The organism is Pseudomonas sp. Tun-23181, from assembly GCF_057415455.1.
In genome coordinates this window covers 3,481,683-3,506,298 of record NZ_CM171630.1, presented here as the reverse complement: position 1 = coordinate 3,506,298, position 24,616 = coordinate 3,481,683, and the positions used below count along the sequence as shown (strand labels likewise).

The following is a 24,616-nucleotide window of genomic DNA, read 5'->3' as shown; positions in this document are numbered from 1 at the left end:
CCCATGAGCGCAAATGCGGTTCCTCTGATCGGTGTCAGCGCCTGCCGCCAGCAGGTGGGGAAGAACTCGTCGCACACGGTGGGCGACAAGTATGTCGAGGCGGCCGGTTTAGCCGGGATCCCGCTGATCCTTCCGGCCCGTGACGTGGCCAGCGACCCCGGTGCACTGCTGGCCCACCTCGATGGCATTCTTTTTACCGGTTCGCCTTCTAATGTCGAGCCGCATCATTACAATGGCGCGCCCAGCGTGGAAGGGACCCGCCACGACCCCGCGCGTGACCGCCTGACCCTGCCGTTGCTGCAGGCGGCGATCGCTGCCGGCGTGCCGGTGTTCTGCATCTGCCGTGGTTTCCAGGAACTGAACGTGGCCCTCGGTGGCACCTTGTACCAACGGGTGCATGAGCTGCCCGGCTACCTGGACCACCGCGAACCTGTGGACGCCCCCTTGGAGGTGCAATACAGCCCTCGTCACCCCGTCGGCATCGAGCCGGGTGGGGTGTTCGAGCGCTTGGGCCTGGCGGCGCAGTTCGAGGTCAACTCGCTGCACAGCCAGGGCATCGACCGTCTGGCCCCTGGGCTGCGTGTCGAGGCACGGGCCCCGGATGGCCTGATCGAAGCGGTGTCCATGAGCGACGCGCCGGGCTTCGTGCTCGGCGTGCAATGGCACCCGGAATGGCGTTTCGCCGAAAACCCGGTCTCCCTGCGCCTGTTCCAGGCGTTTCGCGAGGCCTGCATTGCCCATGCTGCACGGGAGGTTTCGCGCCAGAACGCATTCTGACGTTAACCGAAGGTCTTGGATGACCCGCTTCCTGCTGCAGCTTTCAATGAGTGAAAGCGGGCCTTGTTCGCAAGGCCTGTGAAAACAATACCAAGAGCAACGGCACATACTCATGAGCGAATACACAGAAGCCGGCCGCCCACCCGATGGGGCGACCGACGCGGGCAACACTCAGCGCGCCAGCAAAGGCCTGGCCAAGGGCCGCCTGGGCCTGCTGGCCAGCGTAGTGCTGGGCATTTCCACCATCGCCCCGGTCTATACCCTGACCGGTGCGCTCGGCCCGACCGTGCGCGAAGTCGGCGCCCACCTTCCGGCGGTGTTCATCGTCGGCTTCCTGCCCATGCTGCTGGTCGCCCTCGGCTATCGCGAGCTGAATGCGGCCGAGCCGGACAGCGGCACGTCCTTCACCTGGTCGGCCCGCGCCTTCGGCCCGATGATCGGCTGGATCGGCGGCTGGGGACTGGTGGTCGCCACCACCATCGTGCTGTCCAACCTGGCGGGTGTCGCCGTCGACTTCTTCTACCTGTTCCTCGGACAGATCACTGGCAACTCTGCACTGGCCGCGCTGGCCGACAACCTATTGGTCAACATCACCACCTGTTGCGTGTTCATCGGCCTGGCGGTGTGGATCTGTTGTCGCGGCATGGGCACCACCATGACCGTGCAGTACGGGTTGGTCGCCCTGCAGTTGCTGGTGCTGATCGGTTTTGCCTTCGCCGCTTTCGGCGAGACCACCGCGCCGCCACCGTTGGCGTTCGATTTCGCCTGGTTCAACCCGTTCGGCGTCGAGTCGTTCTCCGCCTTTGCCGCGGGCCTGTCCCTGTCGATCTTCATCTTCTGGGGTTGGGACGTGTGCCTGACGGTCAGCGAGGAGTCGGTGGGCAGCGATGAGGTACCGGGCAAGGCCGCTACCTGGACCGTGCTGCTGATCCTCGGCCTGTACCTGCTGACTTCCATCGCTACCCTGCAATTCGCCGGGATCAGCGACGTCGGCCTGGGCCTTGGCAACCCGCGTATCCAGGAGAACGTCTTCGCCCACCTGGCCGGCCCGGTCATGGGGCCGCTGGCGATCCTGATGTCCATCGCCGTGTTGGCGAGCACCGCGGCTTCGCTGCAATCGACCTTCGTATCGCCGGCGCGCACCCTGCTCGCCATGGGTTACTACGGCGCCGTGCCGCAGCGCTTCGCCAGCGTCTGCCCACGCTCGCAAACGCCACGCTACGCCACCATCTGCGCCGGCGTCGCGGCAGGCCTGTTCTACGTGACCATGCGCACCCTCAGCGAGAACGTGCTGGCCGATACCATCACCGCCCTGGGCATGATGATCTGCTTCTACTATTCGCTGACGGCGTTCGCCTGCGTCTGGTACTTCCGCCACAGCCTGTTCGACAGCCTGCGCCACTTCTTCATGCGTGGCCTGTGCCCGCTGCTCGGGGGTGTCATTCTCTCGGTGATCTTCGTGCGCACCGCGATCGACAGTGCCTCGCCGGACTTCGGCAGTGGCTCGCACGTGGGCGGCCTGGGGCTGGTATTTGTGATCGCCGCGATCATTTCGGCGCTGGGTATCGTCCTGATGGTGCTGTCACGCTGGCGTGCACCGGCGTACTTCCTCGGCGCGACCTTGCGCCAGCAGGCCACCTTGCAACTGCAGGAATAACGTTTGGGGGCGCTTTGCGCCCCTTTTCGCGACACAAGGGCCTCGCAGAGGCCCCGATCAGAAGGTCAACCGATCAGTTGCTTGAGCAGCGCCCCGTGGCGCTGTTGCTGCTTCTGAAGCTGCAGGCGGTTCGCGCGGAACACCGCCTTCAGGTCCTCCAGCGCAACGTCGAAGTCATCGTTGATGATGACGTAGTCGTACTCGTCGTAGTGCACCATCTCGCTGACCGCTTCCTTCATGCGCCCGGCGATGATCGCCTCGCTGTCCTGGCCACGGTTGTCCAGGCGATGGCGCAGCGCCTCCTGGCTGGGCGGCAGGATGAACACCGACAAGGCCTCCGGCATCAGCTCGCGCACTTGCTGGGCGCCCTGCCAGTCGATCTCGAGGATCAGGTCGAAACCCTGGTCCAGGGTCTGCTGCAACGCGCTGCGCGAGGTGCCGTAGAAGTTGCCGAAGACCTCGGCGTGCTCGAGGAAGTCACCCTTGTCGATCAGTACCTTGAACTCCTCGTGGGCGACGAAGTGGTAGTTCACCCCGTGCTGCTCGCCCGGGCGCATGGCGCGGGTGGTGTGGGAGACCGAGACGCGGATCTGTGGGTCGGCCTGGGTCAGCGCCGTGACCAGGCTGGTCTTGCCGGCGCCGGACGGCGCCGAGACGATGTAGAGGGTACCGCTGCTGTGATTCATGGTGGGGTGGCCTTACTCGATGTTCTGTACTTGTTCACGCATCTGTTCGATCAGCACCTTGAGGTTGACCGCCGCTTGGGTGCTGCGTGGGTCGAAGGCCTTGGAGCCCAGGGTGTTGGCCTCGCGGTTGAGTTCCTGCATCAGGAAGTCCAGGCGCCGGCCGGCGGCGCCGCCGGACTTGAGCACCCGTCGCACTTCGGTGATATGGGTGTTCAGGCGATCCAGTTCCTCGGCGACATCGCTTTTCTGCGCCAGCAGGACCATCTCCTGCTCCAGGCGCTGCGGCTCGAGCTCGGCCTGCAGGTCGCTGAAGCGGTCGAGGATCTTCTGCCGCTGGGCGGCCAGCATTTGCGGCACCAGGGCGCGCAGGGTGGTGACCTCGCTGGCCATGCCGTCCAGGCGCTCGTTGATCAGCCGGGCCAGTTCCTGGCCTTCGCGCTGGCGGCCGGCCTTGAGCTGCTCGAGGGCTTCGTCGAACAGCGCCATGGCCTCGGCATTGAGGGCCTGGGGATCGCTGGCGTCGGCGACCAGCACGCCCGGCCAGGCCAGGACCTCCAGCGGATTGAGCGGCGCCGGCTGCTTGATCAGCGCGGCGACGCTCTCGGCGGCGGCGACCAGTTGCGCGGCGCGCTCGCGATCGACCTGCAACGGCTTGCCGGTGCTGTCTTCGTTCAAGCGCAGGGTGCATTCCACCTTGCCGCGTGACAGACCCTGGCGCAGGCCTTCGCGCACGGCGCCTTCCAGGTCACGCAGGGCCTCGGGCAGGCGCAGGTGGGGTTCCAGGTAGCGGTGGTTGATCGAGCGCAGCTCCCAGACCAGGGTGCCTTGGCTGCCGGCGCGCTCGACACGAGCAAAAGCGGTCATGCTATGCACCATGGGGAGTACCTCGCAAAGATGGGGAACGGGGAAGCCTTTCGGCTGCAAGGCGCAGGATTGTAGCGCAGTGCGGCGCGGCCGCCCAATCCGCCCATGCTACAGAAGGGCTTGCCGGTCACCAGGAAAAGTCGACAGGCTGCCAGGGGCGCGACAATAGGCATGTCTTCCCGGGGCGGCGGGCTCTATAATGCTCGGCAGATTCAAATGTCCCGGTACAGGTATCCCAGATGAAACGTCCAAGTGGTCGCGCCGCCGATCAGCTCCGCTCGATCCGCATCACCCGCAACTACACCAAGCACGCCGAGGGATCGGTACTGGTCGAGTTCGGCGACACCAAGGTCGTCTGCACGGTCAGCGTCGAGAATGGTGTGCCCCGCTTCCTCAAAGGCCAGGGCCAGGGTTGGCTGACCGCCGAGTACGGCATGCTGCCGCGCTCCACGGGCGAGCGTAACCAGCGCGAGGCCAGCCGCGGCAAGCAGGGTGGCCGCACCCTGGAGATCCAGCGCCTGATCGGCCGCTCCCTGCGCGCCGCGCTGGACATGAGCAAGCTTGGCGACGTCACCCTGTACGTCGACTGCGACGTGATCCAGGCCGACGGTGGCACCCGTACCGCCTCGATCACTGGCGCCATGGTCGCCCTGGTCGATGCCCTGCGCGTGATCAAGAAGCGCGGTGGCCTGAAGGGCGGCGACCCGCTCAAACACATGATCGCCGCCGTGTCGGTGGGCATGTACCAGGGCGAGGCGGTGCTCGACCTGGACTACCTGGAAGATTCCGCCGCCGAGACCGACCTGAACGTGGTCATGACCAGCGCGGGCGGCTTCATCGAGGTGCAGGGCACCGCTGAAGGCGCGCCCTTCCAGCCTGAAGACTTCAACGCCATGCTGGCCCTGGCGCAAAAGGGCATGAACGAGATCTTCGAACTGCAGCAGGCCTCGCTGGCCGACTGACCGCCACGCCAAGGAGGGGAGGCACATGAGCGATCCGAACCTGCCGATCACCCCGCCCAATGCCGAGATCCGGCAATGGGCGATGTTCTGTCACCTTGCGGCGCTGCTCGGCCTGGTGGTGCCCCTCGGGCACCTGCTGGGCCCGCTGGTGCTGTGGATCTGGAAGCGTGAGCTGGACCCGTTCATCGATGCCCAGGGCAAGGAGGCGCTGAACTTCCAGATCAGCGTGACCATCGCCGGGGTCATCTGCTTCCTGCTGATGTTCGTTCTGGTGGGGATCGTGCTGTTCGCCATCCTCGTGGTGGCGGTGCTGATCCTGATCATTCTTGCCGGGGTCAAGGCCAACGAGGGGCAGCCGTATCGTTATCCGCTGATCTGGCGGCCGCTGAAATAGAAATGAAAAAGCCGACCTAGAGGTCAATGCCGGTCAGTTAAGACTTTCAGTTGTCATTTGGGGCCGCTTCGCGCCCCATCGCCGGCAAGCCGGCTCCCACATTGTCCGTGCAAACCGCATCATATGTGGTCGCCGCGGTCTCTGTGGGAGCCGGCTTGCCGGCGATGGGCTGCAAGGTAGCCCCAAAAATGACAAAGCGCTGCTTAACTGACTGACATTAACCTCGAGGTCGGCTTTTTCATTTGTGCTGTCCTCTTCGCGGGCAAGCCCGCGAAGGACCAGGCCACACTTTAGATGGTCAGTGTCCAGTCATAGTCCACGATCAGCGGCGCATGCTGGGAGAAGCGTGGCTGACGCGGCAGGCGCGCATTGCGCACGAAGCGGCGCAGGCCCGAGGTCAGGATCTGGTAGTCGAACCGGTAGCCCAGGTTGAGCATCTCGGCCTGCTCGTTGTCGGGCCACCAGCTGTACTGGTCGCCTTCGCGACTGACTTCGCGCAGGGCATCGACATAGCCCATGTCGCCGATGATCGCATCCATCCACGCGCGCTCCGGTGGCAGGAAGCCCGGCGACTGCTGGCTGTCGCGCCAGTTCTTGATGTCGAGCTTCTGCTGCGCCACGTAGAGCGAGCCGCAATAGATGTATTCGCGACGCTTGCGTCGCTGCTTGTCCAGGTACTTGGCGAAATCGTCCATCAACTTGAACTTCTGGTTCAAGTCTTCGTCGCCGTTCATTCCCGAAGGTAGCAGCAGGCTGGCGATGCTTACCTTGTCGAAATCGGCCTGCAGGTAACGCCCGTAGCGGTCGGCTGTCTCGAAGCCCAGGCCGGTGATGACTGCCTTGGGCTGCATCCGCGAATACAGTGCCACGCCACCCTGGGCAGGCACTTCCGCGTCGCAGGCGTAAAGGAAATAGCCATCGAGCTGGAAAGCTGGGTCGTCGAGTTCAAAGGCCGAGGCGCGGGTATCCTGAAGGCAGATGACGTCGGCATTCTGGGCTTGCAGCCAGCTGAGCAATCCACGCTCGGCCGCAGCCTGAATGCCATTCACGTTCACACTGATGATCCGCATAAATGGCCCCAAAAATCTCGTGCGTGTATGATACCCGAGCTCAACCCATTTAGCTAAATCCGTGGTGTCCGGGACTCTTCATGCAGCCGTATCAGCGCGACTTCATTCGTTTTGCCATCGATCGCGGGGTTCTGCGCTTCGGTGAGTTCACCCTGAAATCGGGGCGTACCAGCCCGTACTTCTTCAATGCCGGCCTGTTCAACAGCGGTTCGGCCCTGGCCCAGCTGGGGCGTTGCTACGCGGCGGCCATCGTCGACAGCAAGATCCCCTTCGACGTGCTGTTCGGCCCGGCCTACAAGGGCATTCCTCTGGCGGCGGCCACCGCGGTGGCCCTGGCCGAGCAACACCAGCTCGACGTGCCCTGGTGCTTCAACCGCAAGGAAGCCAAGGACCACGGCGAAGGCGGCAGCCTGGTCGGCGCGCCGCTGGCCGGTGAGGTGCTGATCATCGACGACGTGATCACTGCCGGTACCGCCATCCGCGAGGTCATGCAGATCATCAATGCCCAGCAGGCCAAGGCCGCGGGCGTGCTGATCGCGCTGAACCGCGAGGAGCGTGGCAACGGCGAGCTGTCGGCTATCCAGGAAGTAGAGCGCGATTTCGGCATCCCGGTGGTGAGCATCGTCTCGCTGACCCAGGTGCTGGAATTCCTGGCGGACGATCCGCAGCTCAAGCAGCATCTGCCGGCTGTGGAGGCCTATCGGGCGCAGTACGGGATCTGATCCTGACACAGGTAATGAAAAAGGCGACCTCCGAGGTCGCCTTTTTGTGCTGTTGTCTGCAGCGGCCTATCGCCGGTGCAGGCGATCAATGCCGCTTGCGGTTGGTGATCAGGGTACCCACGCCGCTGTCGGTGAAGATCTCCAGCAGCACCGCGTTCGGCACGCGGCCATCGATGATGTGCGAGCTGTTCACGCCACCTTGCACCGCTTCCAGCGCGCACTTGATCTTCGGCAGCATGCCGCCGTAGATGGTGCCGTCGGCGATCAGCTCGTTGACCTGCTCGGTGGTCAGGCCCGTGAGGACCTGGCCCTGCTTGTCCATCAGGCCGGCGATGTTGGTCAGCAGCATCAGCTTCTCGGCCTTCAGCGCCTCGGCCACCTTGCCGGCGACCAGGTCGGCGTTGATGTTGTACGACTCACCGTTGGCGCCCACGCCGATCGGCGCGATCACCGGGATGAAATCGCCCTTGACCAGCATGTTCAGCAACTCGGTGTTGACGCTGACCACCTCGCCCACATGGCCGATGTCGATGATCTCCGGCTGGGTCATGTCCGGTGTCTGACGGGTGACGGTGAGCTTGCGTGCACGGATCAGCTCGGCGTCCTTGCCGGTCAGGCCGATGGCGCTGCCGCCATGACGGTTGATCAGGTTGACGATGTCCTTGTTGACCTGGCCGCCCAGGACCATCTCCACCACGTCCATGGTCGCCGAGTCGGTGACGCGCATGCCATCGATGAAGTGGCTCTCGATCGACAGGCGCTTGAGCAGGTCGCCGATCTGCGGGCCGCCGCCGTGCACCACCACCGGGTTGATGCCGACGGCCTTCATCAGCACGATGTCGCGGGCGAAGCCGGTCTTGAGCTCCTCGCTCTCCATCGCGTTGCCGCCGTACTTGATCACCAGGGTCTTGCCGACAAAGCGGCGGATGTAGGGCAGCGCTTCGGACAGTACCTTGGCGACTTGGGAAGCGGCATCGCGATCGAGGGTCATGCAGGGCTCCAGTAAGGAACAGATAGTCGGTCAGAACGGCAGTTGCAGGGCTGGATCGACCCGCAGCAACTGCGAGCGGAAAACAGCCTGGATACGTTGCAGCTCGGCGTCGCTGTCGGCCTCGAAGCGCAGCACCAGCACCGGTGTGGTATTGGAGGCGCGGACCAGGCCCCAGCCGTGGGCGTAGTCGACCCGCACACCGTCGATGGTGGTCAGGTTGGCTTCGCCCCAGTCGGCGTCGCGTTGCAGCGCATCAATGATGCTGAATTTACTCTCGTCGGTCACATCAATGTTGATTTCCGGCGTGGAAATATCGTTCGGGAACGCGGCGAACAGGGTTTCGGCATCCTGGTCGGCCTTGCTGAGGATCTCCAGCAGACGCGCGGCGCTGTAGATACCGTCGTCGAAGCCGTACCAGCGCTCCTTGATGAAGATGTGCCCGCTCATCTCGCCGGCCAACAAGGAGCCGGTCTGCTTCATCTTCTTCTTGATCAACGAATGGCCGGTCTTCCACATTAGCGCGCGGCCGCCGTGCTGCTCGATCAGCGGGGTCAGGCGGCGGGTGCACTTGACGTCGAAAATGATCTCGGCGCCCGGATTGCGCGACAGCACGTCCTGGGCGAAGAGCATCAGCAGGCGGTCCGGGTAGACGATGCTGCCGGTATTGGTCACCACGCCGACGCGGTCGCCGTCACCGTCGAAGGCCAGGCCGATGTCGGCACCGGTTTCCTTGACCTTGGCGATCAGGTCTTCGAGGTTCTCGGGCTTGCCCGGGTCCGGATGGTGGTTGGGGAAGTTGCCGTCGACCTCGCAGAACAGCGGGATCACATCGCAGCCCAGGGCTTCGATCAACTGCGGGGCGATGACGCCGGCGGCGCCGTTGCCGCAGTCCACCACCACTTTCAGCTTCCTGGCCAGCTTCACGTCGCGGGTGATCTGCTGGAAGTAGCGCTCGAGGATCTCGACCTTTTCCACGCGGCCTTCGCCACGGCTGAGGTCGTTGGTCTTCAGGCGGGTCAGCAGGGCCTGGATCTGCTCGTTGGCCAGGGTGTCGCCGGCGATGACGATCTTGAAACCGTTGTAGTCGGGCGGGTTGTGGCTGCCGGTGAGCATCACGCCGGACTTGCCGGCCAGCACGTTGGCGGCATAGTACAGCGCCGGGGTCGGTACCAGGCCGACATTGCTGACCTGGCAGCCGGCATCGGCCAGCCCCTTGATCAGCTGTTCCACCAGCATCGGGCCGGACAGGCGGCCGTCACGGCCGACCGAAACCTGGGGCTCGCCCTGGGCCAGGCTCTGTGCGCCGATGGCGCGGCCGATCCAATAGGCGGTCTCGCCGGTCAGGGTCTTGCCGACCACGCCGCGGATGTCGTAAGCGCGGAAGATGCTGTCGGGCAGTGCGGGTACCAGCTGGGCCATGTCATTCATCTCTGGAACTCCAATAATCAAAGGCTTTTGGGCAGGCGCGAATTGAACGCTTGGACGATGCTTTCGCCAGAGAGTTCGCCATCCATGGCCTGAACGGTCGTCGAGCCGGCTCAGTGGCTGCCGGAATGGCCGAAGCCGCCGGCACCGCGCTGGCTCTCGTCGAAGGATTCGACGATATCGAAATGTGCTTGCACCACGGGCACCAGCACCAGCTGTGCGATGCGCTCGCCGACGGCGATGGTGAACGGGGTGTTGCCACGGTTCCAGCACGACACCATCAGCTCGCCCTGGTAGTCCGAGTCGATCAGGCCGACCAGGTTGCCCAGCACGATGCCGTGCTTGTGGCCCAGTCCCGAGCGGGGCAGGATCATGGCGGCCAGGCCCGGGTCGCCGATGTACACCGACAGGCCGGTGGGGATCAGCAGGGTCTGGCCCGGCTCGAGGACGGTGTCTTCCTTGAGCAGGGCGCGCAGGTCAAGGCCGGCGGAGCCAGGGGTGGCGTATTGCGGCAGGGGGAATTCGTTGCCCAGGCGAGGGTCGAGGATCTTGGCTTGGAGAGCGTGCATGTAGCTTATTGGACCTGGTTGAGCCGTTCGGCGATGAAGGCGACCAACTGGCGGGCGATCTTGCCCTTGCTGGTCTGCGCGAAGAGGGTCTGGTGTTGCTGGCGGTCGATCACGGTCAGGGCGTTTTCCTCGCTGTTGAAGCCGATGCTGGGGTTGGCCACATCATTGGCGACGATCAGGTCGAGGTTCTTGTCCTTGAGCTTGCGCGTGGCGTAGTCGAGCAGGTGCTCGGTCTCGGCGGCGAAGCCGACGCTGAACGGGCGATCGGGGCGGCCAGCGATGGTCGCAAGGATATCTGGATTGCGCACCATCTGCAGCAGCATGCCGTCGCCGGTCGTGGGATCTTTCTTGAGTTTTTGCGGGGCGACGACCTCGGGGCGGTAGTCTGCGACCGCAGCCGAGGCGATGAACAGGTCGCAGGGCATGGCGGCCTCGCACGCGGCGAGCATGTCCCGCGCGCTCACCACGTCGATGCGGTTGACACGATCGGGCGTCGGCAGGTGCACCGGACCGGTGACGAGGGTCACCCGAGCCCCGGCTTCGGCGGCCGCCTCGGCCAGGGCGAAGCCCATCTTGCCGGAGCTATGATTGGTGATGTAGCGCACCGGGTCGATGTTTTCCTGGGTCGGCCCGGCGGTGATCAGCACGTGCTTGCCGGTCAGTGCCTGGCGCTTGAAGCTTTCGGCGGCGCACCAGGCGAGGTCCGTGGCTTCGAGCATGCGGCCAAGGCCCACGTCGCCGCAGGCCTGGCTGCCGGAGGCCGGGCCGAACACCTGGATGCCGCGGCTCTTGAGCAGGTCGAGGTTGGCTTGGGTGGCTGGGTCGCGCCACATGGCCTGGTTCATGGCCGGCGCCACGGCGACGGTGGCGTCGGTGGCCAGCACCAGGGTGGTCAGCAGGTCGTCGGCCATGCCTTGGGCCAGGCGCGCCATGAGGTCGGCGGTGGCCGGGGCGATCAGCACCAGGTCGGCCCACTTGGCCAGTTCGATGTGCCCCATGGCCGCTTCGGCGGCGGGATCGAGCAGATCCATGTGCACCGGGTGGCCGGACAGCGCCTGCAGGGTCAGCGGCGTGATGAACTCGGCGCCGCCGCGGGTCATGACGACGCGCACTTGCGCGCCGTGTTCCAGGAGTCGGCGAATCAGCTCGGCGCTCTTGTAGGCGGCGATGCCGCCACCCACGCCGAGAACGATGCGCTTGCGATACAGCCGCTGCATAGGCTTGCCTTTTTCCAGTGAAAGCGGGCGGCGACGACAACTGCCTGCGGCAGAACGTCGCATCTACGGAGCGGGATAGATTAACACAGGGCTCAAATGTGCCGCAGTACGACGCAAGGAGAGGGGATGAGCATCAGGGAGTGGCCGGCGCAGGAGCGGCCGAGGGAGAAGTTGCTGCAGCGCGGGGCTGCGGTGTTGTCGGATGCCGAACTGATGGCCGTGCTGCTGGGGTCGGGGGTTGCCGGGCGTAATGTGCTGGACCTCGCCCGAGGGTTGCTGGTGCGTTTTGGTGGTTTGCGGCAGTTCCTGGAGGCCGATCGTGGGGCGATCCTCAGCGAGCCTGGCTTGGGGCCGGTGAAGTACGCCCAGTTGCAGGCATTGCTCGAGATTGGCCGGCGCTACCTGGACGAGAGCATCGAGCGTGCTCCGGCCCTGGAGAGCCCGTCGGCGGTGCGGCGTTATCTCAAGTCAATGTTGCGTCATGAGGCCAGCGAAGTGTTTGGCTGCCTGTTTCTTGATACCAAACACAGGCCACTGGCTTTCGAGATCCTGTTCAGAGGCACGATCGACCGGGCAAGCATCTACCCGCGCGAAGTCGTGCGCCGGGCGTTGTTGCATAACGCGGCGGCGCTGATCCTCTGTCACAACCATCCTTCCGGCCACTGTGAGCCCAGCCAGAACGACGTGCACATGACGCTTTCGCTGAAGCGGGCGCTGGCCTTGATCGATGTGCGGGTGCTCGACCACATCATCGTTGGCGATGGTGAGCCACTGTCCATGGTCGAGCATGGGTGGATCGCGACCTGATGGTCCAGGGGGCCAGTACCGGCCTATTCGCGGGCAAGCCCGCTCCCACAGGGCCTGAGTCGAGCACACATGATGTGGCTTGCAGGGCCATGTGGGGGCGGGCTTGCCCGCGAATAGGCCGGTACAGCCTGCATCATCTTCAGCGGCTTACCGAGACCTTGCTGAAATCCAAGCGCCCGAACGGGCTCACCTGGTACCCCTCGACCCCCTGGCGCAGCAAGGTCGCCGCCGTCGGATGCGCCAGCGGTACCCACAGGGCCTGCTGCTGGATCAGCGTTTGCGCCTGCTGGTACAGCCGGCTGCGCACGCTCTGGTCATTGGTGGTGCGACCGGCGCTGATCAACTGGTCCAGGCGGCTGTCGCAAAAGCGCGCGAAGTTGGTTCCCGACTGTACCGCCGCGCAGGAAAACTGCGGGCTGAGGAAGTTGTCCGGGTCGCCGTTGTCGCCAGCCCAGCCCATGAACAGCAGGTCATGCTCGCCAGCCTTGGCGCGGCGGATCAGTTCGCCCCACTCGATCACGCGGATCTCGGCCTTGATCCCGATTTTCGCCAGGTCGGCCTGGAGCATCTGTGCGCCCAGGTTGGGGTTGGGGTTGAGCAGGCTGCCGGAGGGGCGGGTCCAGATCGTGGTGGCGAAGCCGTCCGCAAGGCCGGCCTTGGCCAGCAATGCCTTGGCCTTCTTCAGGTCCTGTGGATAGCCGGGCAGGTCCTTGGCATAGCTCCAGGTATTGGGCGGATAGGGGCCGTTGGCGGCGGTGGCGGTGTCCTCGAACACGGCCTTGAGGTAGGCCGGCTTGTCGAAGGCAAGGTTGATCGCCTGGCGCACTTCAGGTTTGTTCAGCGGCGGATGCTGGCTGTTGATGGCGACGAAGGCGGTCATGAACGCCGGGGTGGTCGCGACCTCGAGGTTGCCATCCTTGCCGGCTTCGGCGACATCCAGTGGCTTGGGCGAGAGCGCCACCTGGCATTCGCCGCGCTTGAGCTTCTGCAGGCGCACGTTGGCGTCTGGGGTGATGGCGTAGATCAGCGGGTCGACCGTGGGCTTGCCGGCGAAGTAGTCGGGGTTGGCGCGGTAGCGCACCACGGCGTCCTTCTGGAAGCGCTGGAACATGAACGGCCCGGTACCCACCGGCTGGCTGTTGAGCTTTTCCGGGGTGCCGGCCTTGAGCAGCTTGTCGGCGTACTCGGCGGAATAGATCGAGGCGAAGCCCATGCTCAGGGTCGCCAGGAAGGTCGCGTCCGGGTGGGTGAGGGTGAAGCGCACGGTGTGCGGCTCCGGCGCCTCGATCAGCTTGATCAGGCTGCCCAGTTGCAGCGACTGGGCATGCGGGTAGCCGCCCGGGGCTGTCTTGTGCCAGGCGTGGGCGGGGTAGAGCATGCGCTGGAAGCTGAACAGCACGTCGTCGGCGTCCAGTTCGCGGCTTGGCTTGAACCAGGGCGTGGCATGGAATTTCACGCCGTTGCGCAGCTTGAAGTCATAGACCAGGCCGTCATCGGACACCGTCCAGCTTTGCGCAAGGCTAGGCACGACCTTGCCCTGGTTCGCATCGAACTCCACCAGGCGGTTCATCAGCACGTCGGCCGAGGCATTGGTGGTGGTCAACGAGTTGTATTGGACGACGTCGAAACCTTCGGGGCTGGCCTCGGTGCAGACGGAGAGGGGCGCCGCCTGGGCGAGGCCTGCGGCGAACAGGGAGGTGAACAACAGTGAAAGGGCGGCGACACGCATGCTGGACTCCTTGTGGCCCATCTGACTGTGCAGTGAGGAAACGTCCTACCCTAGTGTGCGCGTCGATAAATGACCACCTTCTTTTTCGTCTTCTCTGCGACGAGCGGTCGACAGTGCGCGAGGCTTGTCGCTATGCTGGCCAGGCGCGCTCGGCCCAGCCAGGATACGTATCATCTATTGTTGTGGCCGAGTCTTTCTGGTATAAAGCAGCGCTCTTTTCTAGGGGCTCGGCCTGTCGCACCTGCGGATCCGGTCGATAAGACCCCCGGAATCACGGCGCCTGGCGCCAAAGACTGAGAGATTAAGCGGCCAACCCATGCCGGGTTGGGCATGTGGTTTTAGAGGGCTGAGGCATGTCGAGAGTCTGTCAAGTTACCGGTAAGGGTCCGGTAACCGGGAACAACATTTCCCACGCAAACAACAAAACCCGTCGTCGTTTCCTGCCGAACCTGCAGCACCACCGTTTCTGGGTTGAGTCCGAGAAGCGCTTCGTGCGTCTGCGCGTTTCCGCCAAGGGCATGCGTATCATCGACAAGCGCGGTATCGATGCCGTTCTGGCCGACATCCGCCGCAGCGGCGCCAAGGTTTAAGGGAGAACATCATGCGTGAACTGATCCGTCTGGTATCGAGTGCTGGCACTGGCCACTTCTACACCACCGACAAGAACAAGCGCACCACTCCGGACAAGATCGAGATCAAGAAATACGATCCGGTCGTCCGTAAGCACGTGATCTACAAGGAAGCCAAGATCAAGTAATTGATCGGCGACCTGAAAAAACCCGCATCCACAAGGAGGCGGGTTTTTTTATGCCTGGCGGTCAGCCATTGGCTGCCACTCAGGGCCGCTTTGCAGCCCCATGGCCCCAAGTGGCAAAGGCGGGCTTACTTCTGTTCGAACATCACATAGATCTTGCGGCACGGCTCCAGCACTTCCCAGGTGCCCTTGAAGCCCGCCGGGATGACGAACCGATCACCGGTACGCAGGGTCTTGGCATTGCCTGCCTCGTCACGCAGCACCGAGACGCCCTGGACGATCTCGCAGTATTCGTGCTCGGTGTAGTTCACCGTCCATTGGCCCACCTCACCCTCCCAGACGCCCGCGGCGAATTGCCCGCATGGGCTGGAATAGTGGTTGTAGACGGCCTGGTCGGGTTCGCCCTTGAGGATTTTCTCCGCTGCCGGGCGGTAGCGTTCGGCCTCGGTAATGGTCTGGGCGAAGTCGATGATGCTGTCGATGCTCATGGTGAACCCCTCTTGTTGTTTAATAAAATGCACATCAGTAGGCTTTTAGCCCGGATTTCTCATGACCGCATAAACAAAAACGGCTGAAAGCCTTATGATTCTTGTCGCCAAACAAAGCCCCATAAGTCTTCAGCCGCGCACAAAATGCTACCAGAAAAACTCCACTTTTCACCCCTCTCTCGCCGCCTCGTCGAGGCCTCTTTCACCGGTGGTCACATCACCTCGGATGCGGGCTTGTTGCTGCTGCGCGAGGTCGACCGGCAACATGGCTTGACCCGCCGCCTGGCCAAAATCGTTCCCGATCGGCGTGATCCTGGGCGTGTCCAGCATGGACTGCAGACACTGCTCGCCCAGCGTATCTATGCACTGGCCGCCGGCTACGAGGATCTCAACGATCATGACGGCCTGCGCCATGACTACGCGCTGCAGACTGCGGTCAACCGCCTGCAACCGCTGGCCGGCAAATCCACTCTGGGGCGCCTGGAACAGCAAGCCGATCGCGAAACGGTGGTGCAAGCCCATCGCCTGCTGTGGGAGCACTTCATCGCCCAGCATGACCAGGCGCCGGCTGAGATCGTGCTCGACTTCGATGCGACCGATGTGCCGGTGCATGGAGATCAGGAAGGGCGCTTCTTCCATGGCTATTACGACCATTACTGCTTCCTGCCGCTCTATGTGTTCTGTGGTCGCCATCTGCTGGTGAGCTATTTGCGCCCGAGCAACATCGATGGCGCCCGACACAGTTGGGCCATCCTGGCACTGCTGGTCAAGTTCATTCGCCGCTTCTGGCCAGAGACCCGCATCGTGTTCCGCGGTGACGGCGGTTTTTGCCGACATCGCATGCTCGACTGGTGTGACCGCAAGCAGGTGGATTATGTGGTGGGTCTGGCCCGCAACACCCGCCTGCAGCGGATGGCGGCGCCGGCCATGCAAGCGGTCGCCGAGGCCTACCAAGAAACCGGGCAGAAGATGTCCGGCGTGTATCGCTTCCTCTATCAGGCCGGTAGTTGGCGTAGGCGCCGCCTGGTCGTGTCGCGCCTGGAACATGGCGAGCAGGGTGCCAATCCACGCTTCATCGTCGTGTCCCGCTTTGCCGAGGATGCTGCCCAGCAGTACTACGAAGACTACTGCGGCCGTGGCGACATGGAGAATCGGATCAAGGACCAACAGTTGGATCTGTTCGCCGACCGCACCTCCAGCCCACGCTGGTGGACCAACCAGTGGCGGCTGATGCTGTCGGCCTTTGCCTATGTGCTGTTCGAACGGCTACGCGATCATCTCCAGGGCACCGCATTGGCGCGCATGAGCATCCATAACCTGCGCTTGAAACTGCTCAAGATCGGTGCGGTGATCATTCGCAACAGCCGGCGCATCCGCGTGCTGATCAGCGAGGCCTATCCGCATCAGGAACTCTTTGCGGGGCTGGTTGCCCGCCTCAAGCCGACCTGAACAGGCGGGCGCCCCCGGCCCGGCTCAATGGGGGAAAGGGGGCAGTGCGCCCCATACGCGGGAATTGAATAAAAAACGATCAATTTTTAGCGGTGGAAGGCAGGTTGTTGATACGCCGAGGCTTCACCGGCCACGCCTGCCGGCCTCATGAGAAATCCGGGTTAGGCCTTTCGTGTCAAATATATTGATAGTTTGCACGGGCTGGTTTAGGGTATCGGTTGCCAGTGTGCGTTTGTCGCCCGGCCAGAATTTCTGACAGCGCCCGTGAGTCCTCAGTGCGGCGTTGCACCTTAACAAGAGGAGGAGTTTCGTATGACCACCCTGACTCGTGCGGACTGGGAACAGCGTGCCCAACAATTGAAGATCGAAGGTCGCGCTTTCATCAACGGCGAATACACCGATGCCGCATCCGGTGAAACCTTCGACTGCCTGAGCCCGGTGGACGGACGCTTCCTGGCCAAGGTCGCCAGCTGCGACCTGGCCGACGCCAACCGCGCCGTGGCAAACGCCCGCGCCACCTTCGAGTCCGGCGCCTGGTCGCGCCTGGCCCCGGCCAAGCGCAAATCGGTGCTGATCCGCTTCGCCGGCCTGCTGCGCCAGCACGTCGAGGAACTGGCCCTGCTGGAAACCCTGGACATGGGCAAGCCGATCGGTGACTCCTCGACCATCGACATCCCCGGTGCAGCCAACGCCATCCACTGGACCGCCGAAGCCATCGACAAGGTCTACGACGAAGTCGCCCCGACCCCGCACGACCAGCTCGGCCTGGTGACCCGCGAGCCGGTGGGCGTGGTCGGCGCCATCGTGCCGTGGAACTTCCCGCTGCTGATGGCCTGCTGGAAACTCGGCCCGGCCCTGGCCACCGGTAACTCGGTGGTGCTCAAGCCGTCGGAGAAGTCGCCGCTGACCGCCATCCGCATCGCCCAGCTGGCCATCGAGGCCGGCATCCCGGCCGGCGTGCTGAACGTGCTGCCAGGCTATGGTCACACCGTGGGCAAGGCCCTGGCCCTGCACATGGACGTCGACACCCTGGTGTTCACCGGCTCCACCAAGATCGCCAAGCAACTGATGGTGTATGCCGGCGAATCGAACATGAAACGCGTCTGGCTGGAAGCCGGCGGCAAGAGCCCGAACATCGTCTTCGCCGACGCGCCGGACCTCAAGGCCGCCGCCGAAGCCGCCGCCAGCGCCATCGCCTTCAACCAGGGCGAGGTCTGCACCGCCGGCTCGCGCCTGCTGGTCGAGCGTTCGATCAAGGACCAGTTCCTGCCCATGGTGGTCGAGGCCCTCAAGGCCTGGAAACCGGGCAACCCACTGGACCCGGCGACCACCGTCGGCGCGCTGGTCGACACCCAGCAGATGAACACCGTGCTGTCGTACATCGAGGCTGGCCACCAGGACGGCGCCAAGCTGCTGGCCGGCGGCAAGCGCATCCTGGAGGAAACCGGCGGCACCTATGTCGAGCCGACCATCTTCGACGGCGTGACCAACGCCATGAAGATCGCCAAGGAAGAGATCTTCGGCCCTGTGCTGTCGGTGATCACCTTCGACAGCGCCGAGGAAGCCGTGGCCATCGCCAACGACACCCCGTACGGCCTGGCTGCCGGCATCTGGACCGCCGACATCTCCAAGGCTCACCGCACTGCCCGCGCCGTGCGTGCCGGCAGCGTGTGGGTCAACCAGTACGACGGCGGCGACATGACCGCGCCGTTCGGTGGCTTCAAGCAGTCGGGCAACGGCCGTGACAAGTCGCTGCATGCACTGGAGAAATACACCGAGCTGAAGGCGACCTGGATCAAGCTGTAAGCCAGAGGGGCCGCCTTGCGGCCCAATCGCCGGCAAGCCGGCTCCCCACAAGGATCGCCTCGAACCCTGTGGGACGCTTGCGGTGATTGAGCTGCACAGCAGCCCCAATGACAGCCGGGCCGGTTCACACCGTCCCGGCTGTGTCGTTTCTGCTCTTCAAGAATGCTGCCTGGGAGGCTGTGATGCGTTGGGGAACCTACTTTGCCGTGCTGGCGTCGGTGCTCAGTGTCGGGCTGGCGCTCGGCGTGAGCATGCCGCTGGTGTCCTTGCGCCTGGAGGGCTGGGGCTACGGCGGGTTCGCCATCGGTGTCATGGCGGCGATGCCGGCGCTCGGTGTGCTGCTCGGCGCCAGCCTGGCCAGCCGCCTGGCCGGCTGGGTCGGCGTGCCATCGGCCATGCGCCTGTGCCTGTGGGGCGGTGCGCTGTCCATCGGCCTGGTGGCGCTGCTGCCGAGCTACTCGCTGTGGCTGGCGCTGCGCCTGCTGATCGGCATGTCCTTGACGGTGGTGTTCATCCTCGGCGAAAGCTGGATCAACCAATTGGTGGTCGAGCAATGGCGTGGCCGGTTGGTGGCCTTGTATGGCAGCAGCTATGCCCTGAGCCAGCTGGCCGGGCCGCTGGTGCTGGGGTTTCTCGGCTCGGACGACGACTTCGGTTTCTGGGCCGCCACCGGCCTGCTGCTGTTGGCGCCGCTGGTGCTGCTGGGCCGTGGTGGGGCACCGACCACCGAGGCTTGCAGCGTCACCTTCAGCGACCTGTTCGCTTTCTGCCGGCGCCTGCCGGTGATCGCCTGGGCCATTGCCCTGTTCGCGGCGTTCGAGGCGATGATCCTGACCTTGCTGCCGGTGTACTGCCTGCAGCAGGGGTTCACCGCCGAGCTGGCGCTGTTCATGGTCAGTACCGTGGTGGTGGGGGACGCCGTGCTGCAATTGCCGATCGGTGCCCTGGCCGACCGCATGTCGCGACGCACCCTGTTCAGCGGTTGCGCCCTGACGCTGCTGGTGTCCAGCCTGGCCATTCCGTTGTTGCTGCATACGCCGGCGATCTGGCCGCTGTGGGTGCTGTTCGGGGCCAGTGCCGGGGGGTTGTTCACCCTGTCGCTGGTGTTGATCGGCGAGCGTTATCGGGATGATGCGCTGGTGCGGGCCAATGCCCACGTGGCGCAGTTGTGGGGGATTGGCTGCCTGGTCGGGCCATTGCTGGCCGGTGCCGGCAGCCAGTGGATCAGCGGGCATGCGCTGCCGTTGTTGATGGCGGCAGGGGCGGCGGGGCTGGTATTGCTGACCCGGCGGCGGGATGCCTTCGAGCCGGCTTCGGTCTGATCGCGCCAGGGGAGGCTACACACGTCACGCTTGGGCTAGAGCATCTTCTCCAGCCCCACTGCCTTGCTGATCCAGGCATTGAAGCGCCGCCACATCCCACCCGGTTCGGAGGTCAGCATACGGCGCTGGCCATCGTCCTCGGTCACCCACACGATCTTTCCGCCTACCAGCCTGGGTTGGTAGCTCAGCGCCGGTGCCATCCCCTGCACCGCCAGTTCCCGCGTGTACTCGGCCAGTTCCGGGCTGTCTACCAGCACGCCGACCTCGGTGTTCCACAGCACCGAACGTGGATCGAAGTTGAACGAGCCGATGAAGGTCTTGCGTCGGTCGAAGACGATCGCCTTGCTGTGCAGGCTGGAGTCGGAGCTACCGTGGAAGCTCAGGCCGCGGTTGGCGCTGGGGTCGCCAGGCTGGCGGCGCAGTTCGTAAAGCTGTACGCCATGTTCGAGCAAGGCGCGGCGGTAGGGCGCGTAGCCACCGTGCACCGCCGGCACGTCGGTGGCCTCCAGCGAGTTGGTCAGCAACTTCACCGAGATGCCGGCATCGGCCTGGTTGGTCAGGTACAGCAGGCCTGACTCGCCTGGTACGAAGTAGGCCGACACCAGGATCAGCTCGTGACGGACGTTTTTCAGATCCGGCGCCAGTTGCTGGGTCATCAGCAACTGCGGGTCCGGCTCGTCCTGGGCCAGTACCTTGCTCGGCGCGTCCCACAGGGCCTGGCTGTGGGCCCAGATCAGCTCGTTGCGCCAGACGTCCAGGCGTGGCCGGGCCTGGTAGGCCATCAGCCGGTCATACAGCGCCTTGTGCTGGATCCGCGCCTCGGCCAGGGAAATCTCCAGGCGCTGGCGGCTGGTGCGCAGGTCGCTGGCGTCTGGCTGGCGCCAGAGAAAGTCGCCGATCGGGCGGCTCAGGGCACTGTTCCAGTACTGGTCGAAGCTGTGCCCGAGCTGTTCGGCCACAGGCCCGACGCCGAGCAGGTCGATGTCGGTGAAGTTCAGGTTGGGTTCGGCGTCGAAGTACTCGTCGCCCAGGTTGCGACCGCCGACGATGGCCATGCTGTTGTCCACCAGGAACAGCTTGTTGTGCATGCGCCGGTGCTGGCGCGACAGGTTGAACAGCCGGCCCACCGCGCGGGTGACGCCGGTACTGCGCCCCAGGTGCAGTGGGTTGAACACGCGGATATGGATGTTCGGGTGGGCGGCGAGGGTGCCCATCAGGCTGTCGAGACCGTCGCTGGTGGTGTCGTCGAGCAGGATGCGCACGCGCACGCCACGGTCTGCGGCGCGCAGCAACTCGTGAACCAGGGCGCGGGTGCTCAGGCCGTCATGGACGATGTAGTACTGCAGGTCGATGCTGGCCTGGGCGTTGCGGATCAGTTCGGCACGGGCGCGGAAGGCTTCGTTGCTGTTGGGCAGCAGGCGAAAGCCCGAGCGCCCTTCGTAGGGGGCCGCTTGGCGCAGCACCGAGCGACCGAAGGCGGACTCGCTGGCCGGCAGGGCGTGGCTGACGTCGTGGGACGTGCCGACACTGGCACAGCCCGCAAGGCCGAGCAGCAGCGCCAGCAAGAGAGGCAGAGCTCGCTGGAGTCTCAAGGGAGGATCGTCCTGTACAGCAAAGGCCTATCGATATGGACCGTGGAGGGCGGCGCAAAGTTACCCTGCGTGCGCATCCGCATCCAGTAGACGAAGGGCGGTTTCGCCCACCTTGCGCACGGCCGCCTCGATCTGTGGCGTCGGCCGGGCGGCGAAGTTCATGCGCAGGCAATGGCGGAACTTGCCCGACGCCGAGAAGATGCTGCCGACGGCGACCTGCACGCCTTGCTCCAGTAAAGCGCGATTCAGGCGCAGCGTATCGAAACTTTCCGGCAATTCCACCCACAGCATGAAGCCGCCCTGGGGCCGGCTGGCACGGGTGCCGGGCGGGAAGTAGCGGGTCACCCAGTCGCTCATCAGGTCGCGACCACGCTGGTACTGGCTGCGCATGCGGCGCACGTGCGGGTGGTAGTGGCCGGCGGCGATGAAGTCGGCGATGGCCAACTGTGGCTGGCTGGCGGTGCTGCCGGTGCTGATGTACTTCATGTGCAGCACCCGCTCCAGGTAGCGCCCAGGGGCGACCCAGCCGACCCGCAGGCCTGGGGCCAGGGTCTTGGAGAACGAACTGCACAGCAGCACGCGGCCGTCTTCGTCGAACGACTTGATGGTCCGTGGGCGCGGATAGGTGTAGGCCAGGTCGCCGTAGACATCGTCCTCGAGGATCGCCACGTCGTAGCGCTGGGCCAGCGTCAACAGGGCCTTCTTGCGTGCCTCGGGCATGATGTAGCCGAGCGGGTTGTTGCAGCTGGGCGTGATCTGGATGAGCTTGATCGGCCACTGCTCCAGGGCCAGTTCGAGGGCTTCGAGGCTGATGCCGGTGAGCGGGTCGGTGGGGATCTCCAGGGCCTTCATGCCCAGGCCCTTGAGGGTCTGCATGGCGCCATGGAAGCTCGGCGAGTCGACCGCGACGATGTCGCCGGGCTGGCACACCGCGCGGATGCTGGTGGACAGCGCCTCGTGGCAGCCGGTGGTCACCACCAGGTCGGCCGGGCCCAGGCGGCAGCCGGAGTCGAGCATCAAGCGGGCGATCTGTTCGCGCAGGGCCAGGTTGCCGTGGATGTTGTCGTAGTACAGGCCGGGCATGTCCTGGCGTCGGCTGAGCTGGGCGAGGCTGCGCAACAGAGGCTTGAGGCTCGGGCTGTCGATGTCGGGCATGCCGCGGCCGAGCTGGACCACGTCGGCGCGTGGGGTGCTGCGCACCAGTTCCAGCACCTGCTCCCACTGGGAGATGTCCACGGGCCGCTGGGCTGGCCGGCTGACGGCGGGCAGGGCAGGGAGGCTGCGGTCTTCGGCGACGAAATAGCCTGACTTGGGGCGCGGCGAGACCAGGCCGTTGTCCTCCAGCAGGCGATAGGCCTGCTGCACGGTGCTCAGGCTGACACCGTGCTCGAGGCTCAGGGCACGGACCGAGGGCAGGCGCTGGCCGGGGCGGTACAGGCCTTGTTCGATACGGGCGCCGAGCAGCTCGGCCAGGTTGACGTAGAGAGTCACGGCATACTCCTGCCCGTGGTGCGAGCTAATACCAGTACAGATTTGGTGAAAATACAGCATTCAGCAGGCCTTCTGCCAATTCTGTATGGAAATAATAAAGCTGTATTGAATCTGTATTGCCGGGGGTACAAACCCGCATGCTTTCTCCATGGCTCGATCAGATCAGGAGAACGCAGTGATGGGCGGTTTGAGCGACGTACGTTTGCAACTGTTGGCCAAGGAGTTGGCGGACGGCCAACGCCCCAAGGTCCACGCGGCCCCGGCCGGCCTGGGCCGCTGGGGGTTGATGATGCACCGCTGGCGCACCCGCAGGGCCCTGCTGCAGCTGGATGATGGCCAGTTGCGGGATATCGGCTTGAGCTGGCAGCAGGCCCGGGAGGAAGGGCGCAAACCCTTCTGGCGGGATTAGACCAGCTCCTTGAGGCGATGCCACAGCATGCCCAAAGCCAGCAGTGGCGAGCGCAGCAACCTGCCGCCGGGGAAGGTGATATGCGGGACCTGGGCGAACAGGTCGAAGCGCCCGCTCTGCTGGCCGCTGATGGCTTCGCCGAGCAAGCGCCCGGCCAGGTGGGTGGCGTTCACGCCATGGCCGGAATAGGCCTGGGCATAGTAGACATTGGGCTGGCTGGCCAGGCGGCCGATCTGCGGCAGGCGGTTGGCGCCGATGCCGATCATGCCGCCCCACTGGTAGTCGATGCGCACATCGGCCAGGTGCGGGAACACCTTGAGCATCTTCGGACGCATGTAGGCGGCGATGTCCTGCGGGTCGCGCCCGGAGTAGTGGCAGGCGCCGCCGAACAGCAGGCGATGGTCGGCGGACAGGCGGTAGTAGTCCAGGGCCACGCGTTGGTCGCACACCGCCATGTTCTGTGGCAACAGTTGGCGCGCGCGTTCCTCGCCCAGTGGCTCGGTGGCGATGACGTAGCTGCCGGCGGGCAGCACCTTGCCGCCCAGTTCGCGGTTGAGGTCGTTGTGGTAGGCGTTGCAGCACAGTACCAGGGTGCTGGCGCGGACCCGCCCTTTGGCGGTGTGGACCTGTACCTGCGGGCCGTAGTCGATGCGGGTCACTTCCGACATTTCGTGCAGTTTCACCCCCAGCCGGGTGGCGGCTTGCGCTTCGCCCAGGGCCAGGTTGAGCGGGTGCAGGTGCCCCGAGCCCATGTCGACCAGCCCGCCGACGTAGCGGTCGGAGCCGACCACGCTGTGGATGTCGCTCTGTGGAACCAGGCGCAGTTCATGGCGATAGCCCAGGCTGCGCAGCTCTTCGGCGTCCTCGGCGAAGCCTTCCAGCTCGCGAGGCTTGTTGGCCAGGTCGCAGTAGCCCCAGGTCAGGTCGCAGGCGATGGCGTGACGCTCGATGCGCTCGCGGACGATGTCCACGGCCTCCAGGCCCATCAGCTTCATGCTGCGCACGCCTTGCTCGCCGATGATCGGCAGGAATTGCTCCAGGCCGTGGCCGACGCCACGGATCAGTTGCCCGCCGTTGCGCCCGCTGGCGCCCCAGCCGATCTTGCGGGCTTCCAGGAGGATCACCGAGAGGCCGCGTTCGGCCAGTTCGATGGCGGTGTTCAGGCCTGAGTAGCCGCCGCCGACGATGCACACGTCAGCGCTGTGTTCGCCTTGCAGGGCAGGGTAATCGGGCTGTGGCGCGCTGCTGGCGGCGTAATAGGAGGCGGCGTGCTGCGCGCTGTGGGTCATGGGGCGGGTCCTGGAGTTGGAGCGGGAGGGGCGAGGATAAGCTGGGGGTTCGCGGTGGGGCAACTAGAGCAATACCCGTCAGTTAAGCGGCCCCAAAGCCCGCCACCGCGAATGGGATATAATCCGACCCACCTCTTCGACTCGCC

Annotated in this window: 23 protein-coding genes and 1 pseudogene; 12 read left to right on the top strand and 12 right to left on the bottom strand. The window is 64.7% G+C overall.

Annotated features, from left to right (window positions below; translation table 11 throughout):
* The first annotated feature begins 3 nt into the window (after positions 1–3).
* Together ACDI39_RS16655 and ACDI39_RS16650 are read left to right on the top strand one after the other, a co-directional pair.
* Positions 4–777 carry a gamma-glutamyl-gamma-aminobutyrate hydrolase family protein gene (locus ACDI39_RS16655; protein WP_486536949.1) on the top strand — a complete coding sequence of 258 codons (774 nt, stop codon included), beginning with the start codon at positions 4–6 and terminating at the stop codon, positions 775–777.
* Between the two features lie 112 nt (positions 778–889).
* On the top strand, positions 890–2,434 hold the full coding sequence (locus ACDI39_RS16650; RefSeq protein WP_225786764.1) for an APC family permease: 1,545 nt from the start codon (positions 890–892) through the stop codon (positions 2,432–2,434).
* 65 nt (positions 2,435–2,499) lie between these two features.
* Here the strand turns inward: ACDI39_RS16650 and gmk are convergent, their stop codons facing one another.
* Positions 2,500–3,120, bottom strand: a complete 621-nt coding sequence (gene gmk / locus ACDI39_RS16645; RefSeq protein ID WP_225786763.1) for a guanylate kinase — start codon at positions 3,118–3,120, stop codon at positions 2,500–2,502.
* Between the two features lie 12 nt (positions 3,121–3,132).
* Positions 3,133–3,996 (bottom strand): YicC/YloC family endoribonuclease, encoded by an 864-nt coding sequence (locus ACDI39_RS16640; protein ID WP_225786762.1) that lies wholly within the window; start codon positions 3,994–3,996, stop codon positions 3,133–3,135.
* A 227-nt stretch (positions 3,997–4,223) separates the two neighbouring features.
* Here ACDI39_RS16640 and rph point away from each other — a divergent pair, with 227 nt between their 5' ends.
* Both rph and ACDI39_RS16630 read left to right on the top strand, forming a co-directional pair.
* Positions 4,224–4,946 carry a ribonuclease PH gene (rph, locus tag ACDI39_RS16635; RefSeq protein WP_225786761.1) on the top strand — a complete coding sequence of 241 codons (723 nt, stop codon included), beginning with the start codon at positions 4,224–4,226 and terminating at the stop codon, positions 4,944–4,946.
* Positions 4,947–4,971: 25 nt separating this feature from the next.
* Positions 4,972–5,340, top strand: coding sequence for a DUF4870 domain-containing protein (locus ACDI39_RS16630; protein ID WP_253080391.1), 369 nt, complete (start codon positions 4,972–4,974; stop codon positions 5,338–5,340).
* Between the two features lie 290 nt (positions 5,341–5,630).
* Here ACDI39_RS16630 and ACDI39_RS16625 read toward each other — a convergent pair whose 3' ends face one another.
* Positions 5,631–6,410 carry an exodeoxyribonuclease III gene (locus ACDI39_RS16625; protein ID WP_225786759.1) on the bottom strand — a complete coding sequence of 260 codons (780 nt, stop codon included), beginning with the start codon at positions 6,408–6,410 and terminating at the stop codon, positions 5,631–5,633.
* A gap of 80 nt (positions 6,411–6,490) precedes the next feature.
* On the opposite strand from ACDI39_RS16625, the gene pyrE reads away from it, so the two are divergent.
* Positions 6,491–7,132 (top strand): orotate phosphoribosyltransferase, encoded by a 642-nt coding sequence (pyrE, locus tag ACDI39_RS16620; protein ID WP_170033799.1) that lies wholly within the window; start codon positions 6,491–6,493, stop codon positions 7,130–7,132.
* 85 nt (positions 7,133–7,217) lie between these two features.
* On the opposite strand, the gene argB is transcribed toward pyrE, so the two are convergent.
* The 4 genes and pseudogenes from argB to coaBC form a co-directional block, all read right to left on the bottom strand.
* Positions 7,218–8,123, bottom strand: coding sequence for an acetylglutamate kinase (gene argB / locus ACDI39_RS16615; RefSeq protein WP_225786758.1), 906 nt, complete (start codon positions 8,121–8,123; stop codon positions 7,218–7,220).
* A 30-nt stretch (positions 8,124–8,153) separates the two neighbouring features.
* A pseudogene (locus tag ACDI39_RS16610) lies at positions 8,154–9,527 on the bottom strand (phosphomannomutase/phosphoglucomutase); the annotation flags it as partial.
* A 134-nt stretch (positions 9,528–9,661) separates the two neighbouring features.
* A complete protein-coding gene (dut, locus tag ACDI39_RS16605) occupies positions 9,662–10,117 on the bottom strand; it encodes a dUTP diphosphatase (protein WP_225786757.1) in 456 nt (151 codons plus the stop codon).
* A 5-nt stretch (positions 10,118–10,122) separates the two neighbouring features.
* Positions 10,123–11,334, bottom strand: coding sequence for a bifunctional phosphopantothenoylcysteine decarboxylase/phosphopantothenate--cysteine ligase CoaBC (coaBC, locus tag ACDI39_RS16600; RefSeq protein WP_225786756.1), 1,212 nt, complete (start codon positions 11,332–11,334; stop codon positions 10,123–10,125).
* Between the two features lie 126 nt (positions 11,335–11,460).
* On the opposite strand from coaBC, the gene radC reads away from it, so the two are divergent.
* Positions 11,461–12,141: a RadC family protein gene (gene radC, locus ACDI39_RS16595; RefSeq protein WP_225786755.1), complete on the top strand. Its 681-nt coding sequence runs from the start codon at positions 11,461–11,463 to the stop codon at positions 12,139–12,141.
* A 139-nt stretch (positions 12,142–12,280) separates the two neighbouring features.
* Here the strand turns inward: radC and ACDI39_RS16590 are convergent, their stop codons facing one another.
* On the bottom strand, positions 12,281–13,870 hold the full coding sequence (locus ACDI39_RS16590; RefSeq protein WP_253080649.1) for an ABC transporter substrate-binding protein: 1,590 nt from the start codon (positions 13,868–13,870) through the stop codon (positions 12,281–12,283).
* A gap of 353 nt (positions 13,871–14,223) precedes the next feature.
* Here ACDI39_RS16590 and rpmB point away from each other — a divergent pair, with 353 nt between their 5' ends.
* Together rpmB and rpmG are read left to right on the top strand one after the other, a co-directional pair.
* Positions 14,224–14,460 carry a 50S ribosomal protein L28 gene (gene rpmB, locus ACDI39_RS16585; RefSeq protein ID WP_225786753.1) on the top strand — a complete coding sequence of 79 codons (237 nt, stop codon included), beginning with the start codon at positions 14,224–14,226 and terminating at the stop codon, positions 14,458–14,460.
* Between the two features lie 11 nt (positions 14,461–14,471).
* The gene (gene rpmG, locus ACDI39_RS16580) at positions 14,472–14,627 is read left to right on the top strand and encodes a 50S ribosomal protein L33 (RefSeq protein WP_012703270.1); all 156 of its coding nucleotides are present in this window, start codon (positions 14,472–14,474) and stop codon (positions 14,625–14,627) included.
* A gap of 125 nt (positions 14,628–14,752) precedes the next feature.
* Here rpmG and ACDI39_RS16575 read toward each other — a convergent pair whose 3' ends face one another.
* Positions 14,753–15,112 (bottom strand): cupin domain-containing protein, encoded by a 360-nt coding sequence (locus tag ACDI39_RS16575; RefSeq protein ID WP_253080648.1) that lies wholly within the window; start codon positions 15,110–15,112, stop codon positions 14,753–14,755.
* Between the two features lie 144 nt (positions 15,113–15,256).
* On the opposite strand from ACDI39_RS16575, the gene ACDI39_RS16570 reads away from it, so the two are divergent.
* The 3 genes from ACDI39_RS16570 (at position 15,257) to ACDI39_RS16560 (ending at position 19,689) form a co-directional block, all read left to right on the top strand.
* Positions 15,257–16,561: an IS1380-like element ISPa33 family transposase gene (locus tag ACDI39_RS16570; protein WP_010793081.1), complete on the top strand. Its 1,305-nt coding sequence runs from the start codon at positions 15,257–15,259 to the stop codon at positions 16,559–16,561.
* Positions 16,562–16,873: 312 nt separating this feature from the next.
* Positions 16,874–18,367: an aldehyde dehydrogenase gene (locus ACDI39_RS16565; protein WP_253080647.1), complete on the top strand. Its 1,494-nt coding sequence runs from the start codon at positions 16,874–16,876 to the stop codon at positions 18,365–18,367.
* Positions 18,368–18,549: 182 nt separating this feature from the next.
* Positions 18,550–19,689 (top strand): MFS transporter, encoded by a 1,140-nt coding sequence (locus tag ACDI39_RS16560; RefSeq protein ID WP_225786750.1) that lies wholly within the window; start codon positions 18,550–18,552, stop codon positions 19,687–19,689.
* Positions 19,690–19,724: 35 nt separating this feature from the next.
* Here the strand turns inward: ACDI39_RS16560 and ACDI39_RS16555 are convergent, their stop codons facing one another.
* A complete protein-coding gene (locus tag ACDI39_RS16555) occupies positions 19,725–21,281 on the bottom strand; it encodes a phospholipase D family protein (RefSeq protein WP_225786749.1) in 1,557 nt (518 codons plus the stop codon).
* A 60-nt stretch (positions 21,282–21,341) separates the two neighbouring features.
* Positions 21,342–22,772, bottom strand: a complete 1,431-nt coding sequence (locus tag ACDI39_RS16550; protein ID WP_253080645.1) for an aminotransferase-like domain-containing protein — start codon at positions 22,770–22,772, stop codon at positions 21,342–21,344.
* A 178-nt stretch (positions 22,773–22,950) separates the two neighbouring features.
* On the opposite strand from ACDI39_RS16550, the gene ACDI39_RS16545 reads away from it, so the two are divergent.
* Positions 22,951–23,181, top strand: a complete 231-nt coding sequence (locus ACDI39_RS16545; protein WP_253080650.1) for a DUF1127 domain-containing protein — start codon at positions 22,951–22,953, stop codon at positions 23,179–23,181.
* On the opposite strand, the gene ACDI39_RS16540 is transcribed toward ACDI39_RS16545, so the two are convergent.
* Positions 23,178–24,470: an NAD(P)/FAD-dependent oxidoreductase gene (locus ACDI39_RS16540; RefSeq protein WP_225786746.1), complete on the bottom strand. Its 1,293-nt coding sequence runs from the start codon at positions 24,468–24,470 to the stop codon at positions 23,178–23,180. The two genes, ACDI39_RS16545 and ACDI39_RS16540, sit on opposite strands and share 4 nt — an antisense overlap.
* Positions 24,471–24,616: the final 146 nt, after the last annotated feature.

Coding starts and splice junctions, on each gene's coding strand:
- ACDI39_RS16565 (WP_253080647.1), top strand. CDS start 16,874: ATGACCACCCTGACTCGTGCGGACTGGGAACAGCGTGCCCAACAATTG.
- ACDI39_RS16630 (WP_253080391.1), top strand. CDS start 4,972: ATGAGCGATCCGAACCTGCCGATCACCCCGCCCAATGCCGAGATCCGG.
- ACDI39_RS16560 (WP_225786750.1), top strand. CDS start 18,550: ATGCGTTGGGGAACCTACTTTGCCGTGCTGGCGTCGGTGCTCAGTGTC.
- ACDI39_RS16590 (WP_253080649.1), bottom strand. CDS start 13,870: ATGCGTGTCGCCGCCCTTTCACTGTTGTTCACCTCCCTGTTCGCCGCA.
- argB (WP_225786758.1), bottom strand. CDS start 8,123: ATGACCCTCGATCGCGATGCCGCTTCCCAAGTCGCCAAGGTACTGTCC.
- ACDI39_RS16540 (WP_225786746.1), bottom strand. CDS start 24,470: ATGACCCACAGCGCGCAGCACGCCGCCTCCTATTACGCCGCCAGCAGC.
- rph (WP_225786761.1), top strand. CDS start 4,224: ATGAAACGTCCAAGTGGTCGCGCCGCCGATCAGCTCCGCTCGATCCGC.
- rpmG (WP_012703270.1), top strand. CDS start 14,472: ATGCGTGAACTGATCCGTCTGGTATCGAGTGCTGGCACTGGCCACTTC.
- ACDI39_RS16570 (WP_010793081.1), top strand. CDS start 15,257: ATGCTACCAGAAAAACTCCACTTTTCACCCCTCTCTCGCCGCCTCGTC.
- pyrE (WP_170033799.1), top strand. CDS start 6,491: ATGCAGCCGTATCAGCGCGACTTCATTCGTTTTGCCATCGATCGCGGG.
- ACDI39_RS16650 (WP_225786764.1), top strand. CDS start 890: ATGAGCGAATACACAGAAGCCGGCCGCCCACCCGATGGGGCGACCGAC.
- radC (WP_225786755.1), top strand. CDS start 11,461: ATGAGCATCAGGGAGTGGCCGGCGCAGGAGCGGCCGAGGGAGAAGTTG.
- ACDI39_RS16655 (WP_486536949.1), top strand. CDS start 4: ATGAGCGCAAATGCGGTTCCTCTGATCGGTGTCAGCGCCTGCCGCCAG.
- coaBC (WP_225786756.1), bottom strand. CDS start 11,334: ATGCAGCGGCTGTATCGCAAGCGCATCGTTCTCGGCGTGGGTGGCGGC.
- gmk (WP_225786763.1), bottom strand. CDS start 3,120: ATGAATCACAGCAGCGGTACCCTCTACATCGTCTCGGCGCCGTCCGGC.
- ACDI39_RS16575 (WP_253080648.1), bottom strand. CDS start 15,112: ATGAGCATCGACAGCATCATCGACTTCGCCCAGACCATTACCGAGGCC.
- dut (WP_225786757.1), bottom strand. CDS start 10,117: ATGCACGCTCTCCAAGCCAAGATCCTCGACCCTCGCCTGGGCAACGAA.
- ACDI39_RS16640 (WP_225786762.1), bottom strand. CDS start 3,996: ATGGTGCATAGCATGACCGCTTTTGCTCGTGTCGAGCGCGCCGGCAGC.
- rpmB (WP_225786753.1), top strand. CDS start 14,224: ATGTCGAGAGTCTGTCAAGTTACCGGTAAGGGTCCGGTAACCGGGAAC.
- ACDI39_RS16545 (WP_253080650.1), top strand. CDS start 22,951: ATGGGCGGTTTGAGCGACGTACGTTTGCAACTGTTGGCCAAGGAGTTG.
- ACDI39_RS16625 (WP_225786759.1), bottom strand. CDS start 6,410: ATGCGGATCATCAGTGTGAACGTGAATGGCATTCAGGCTGCGGCCGAG.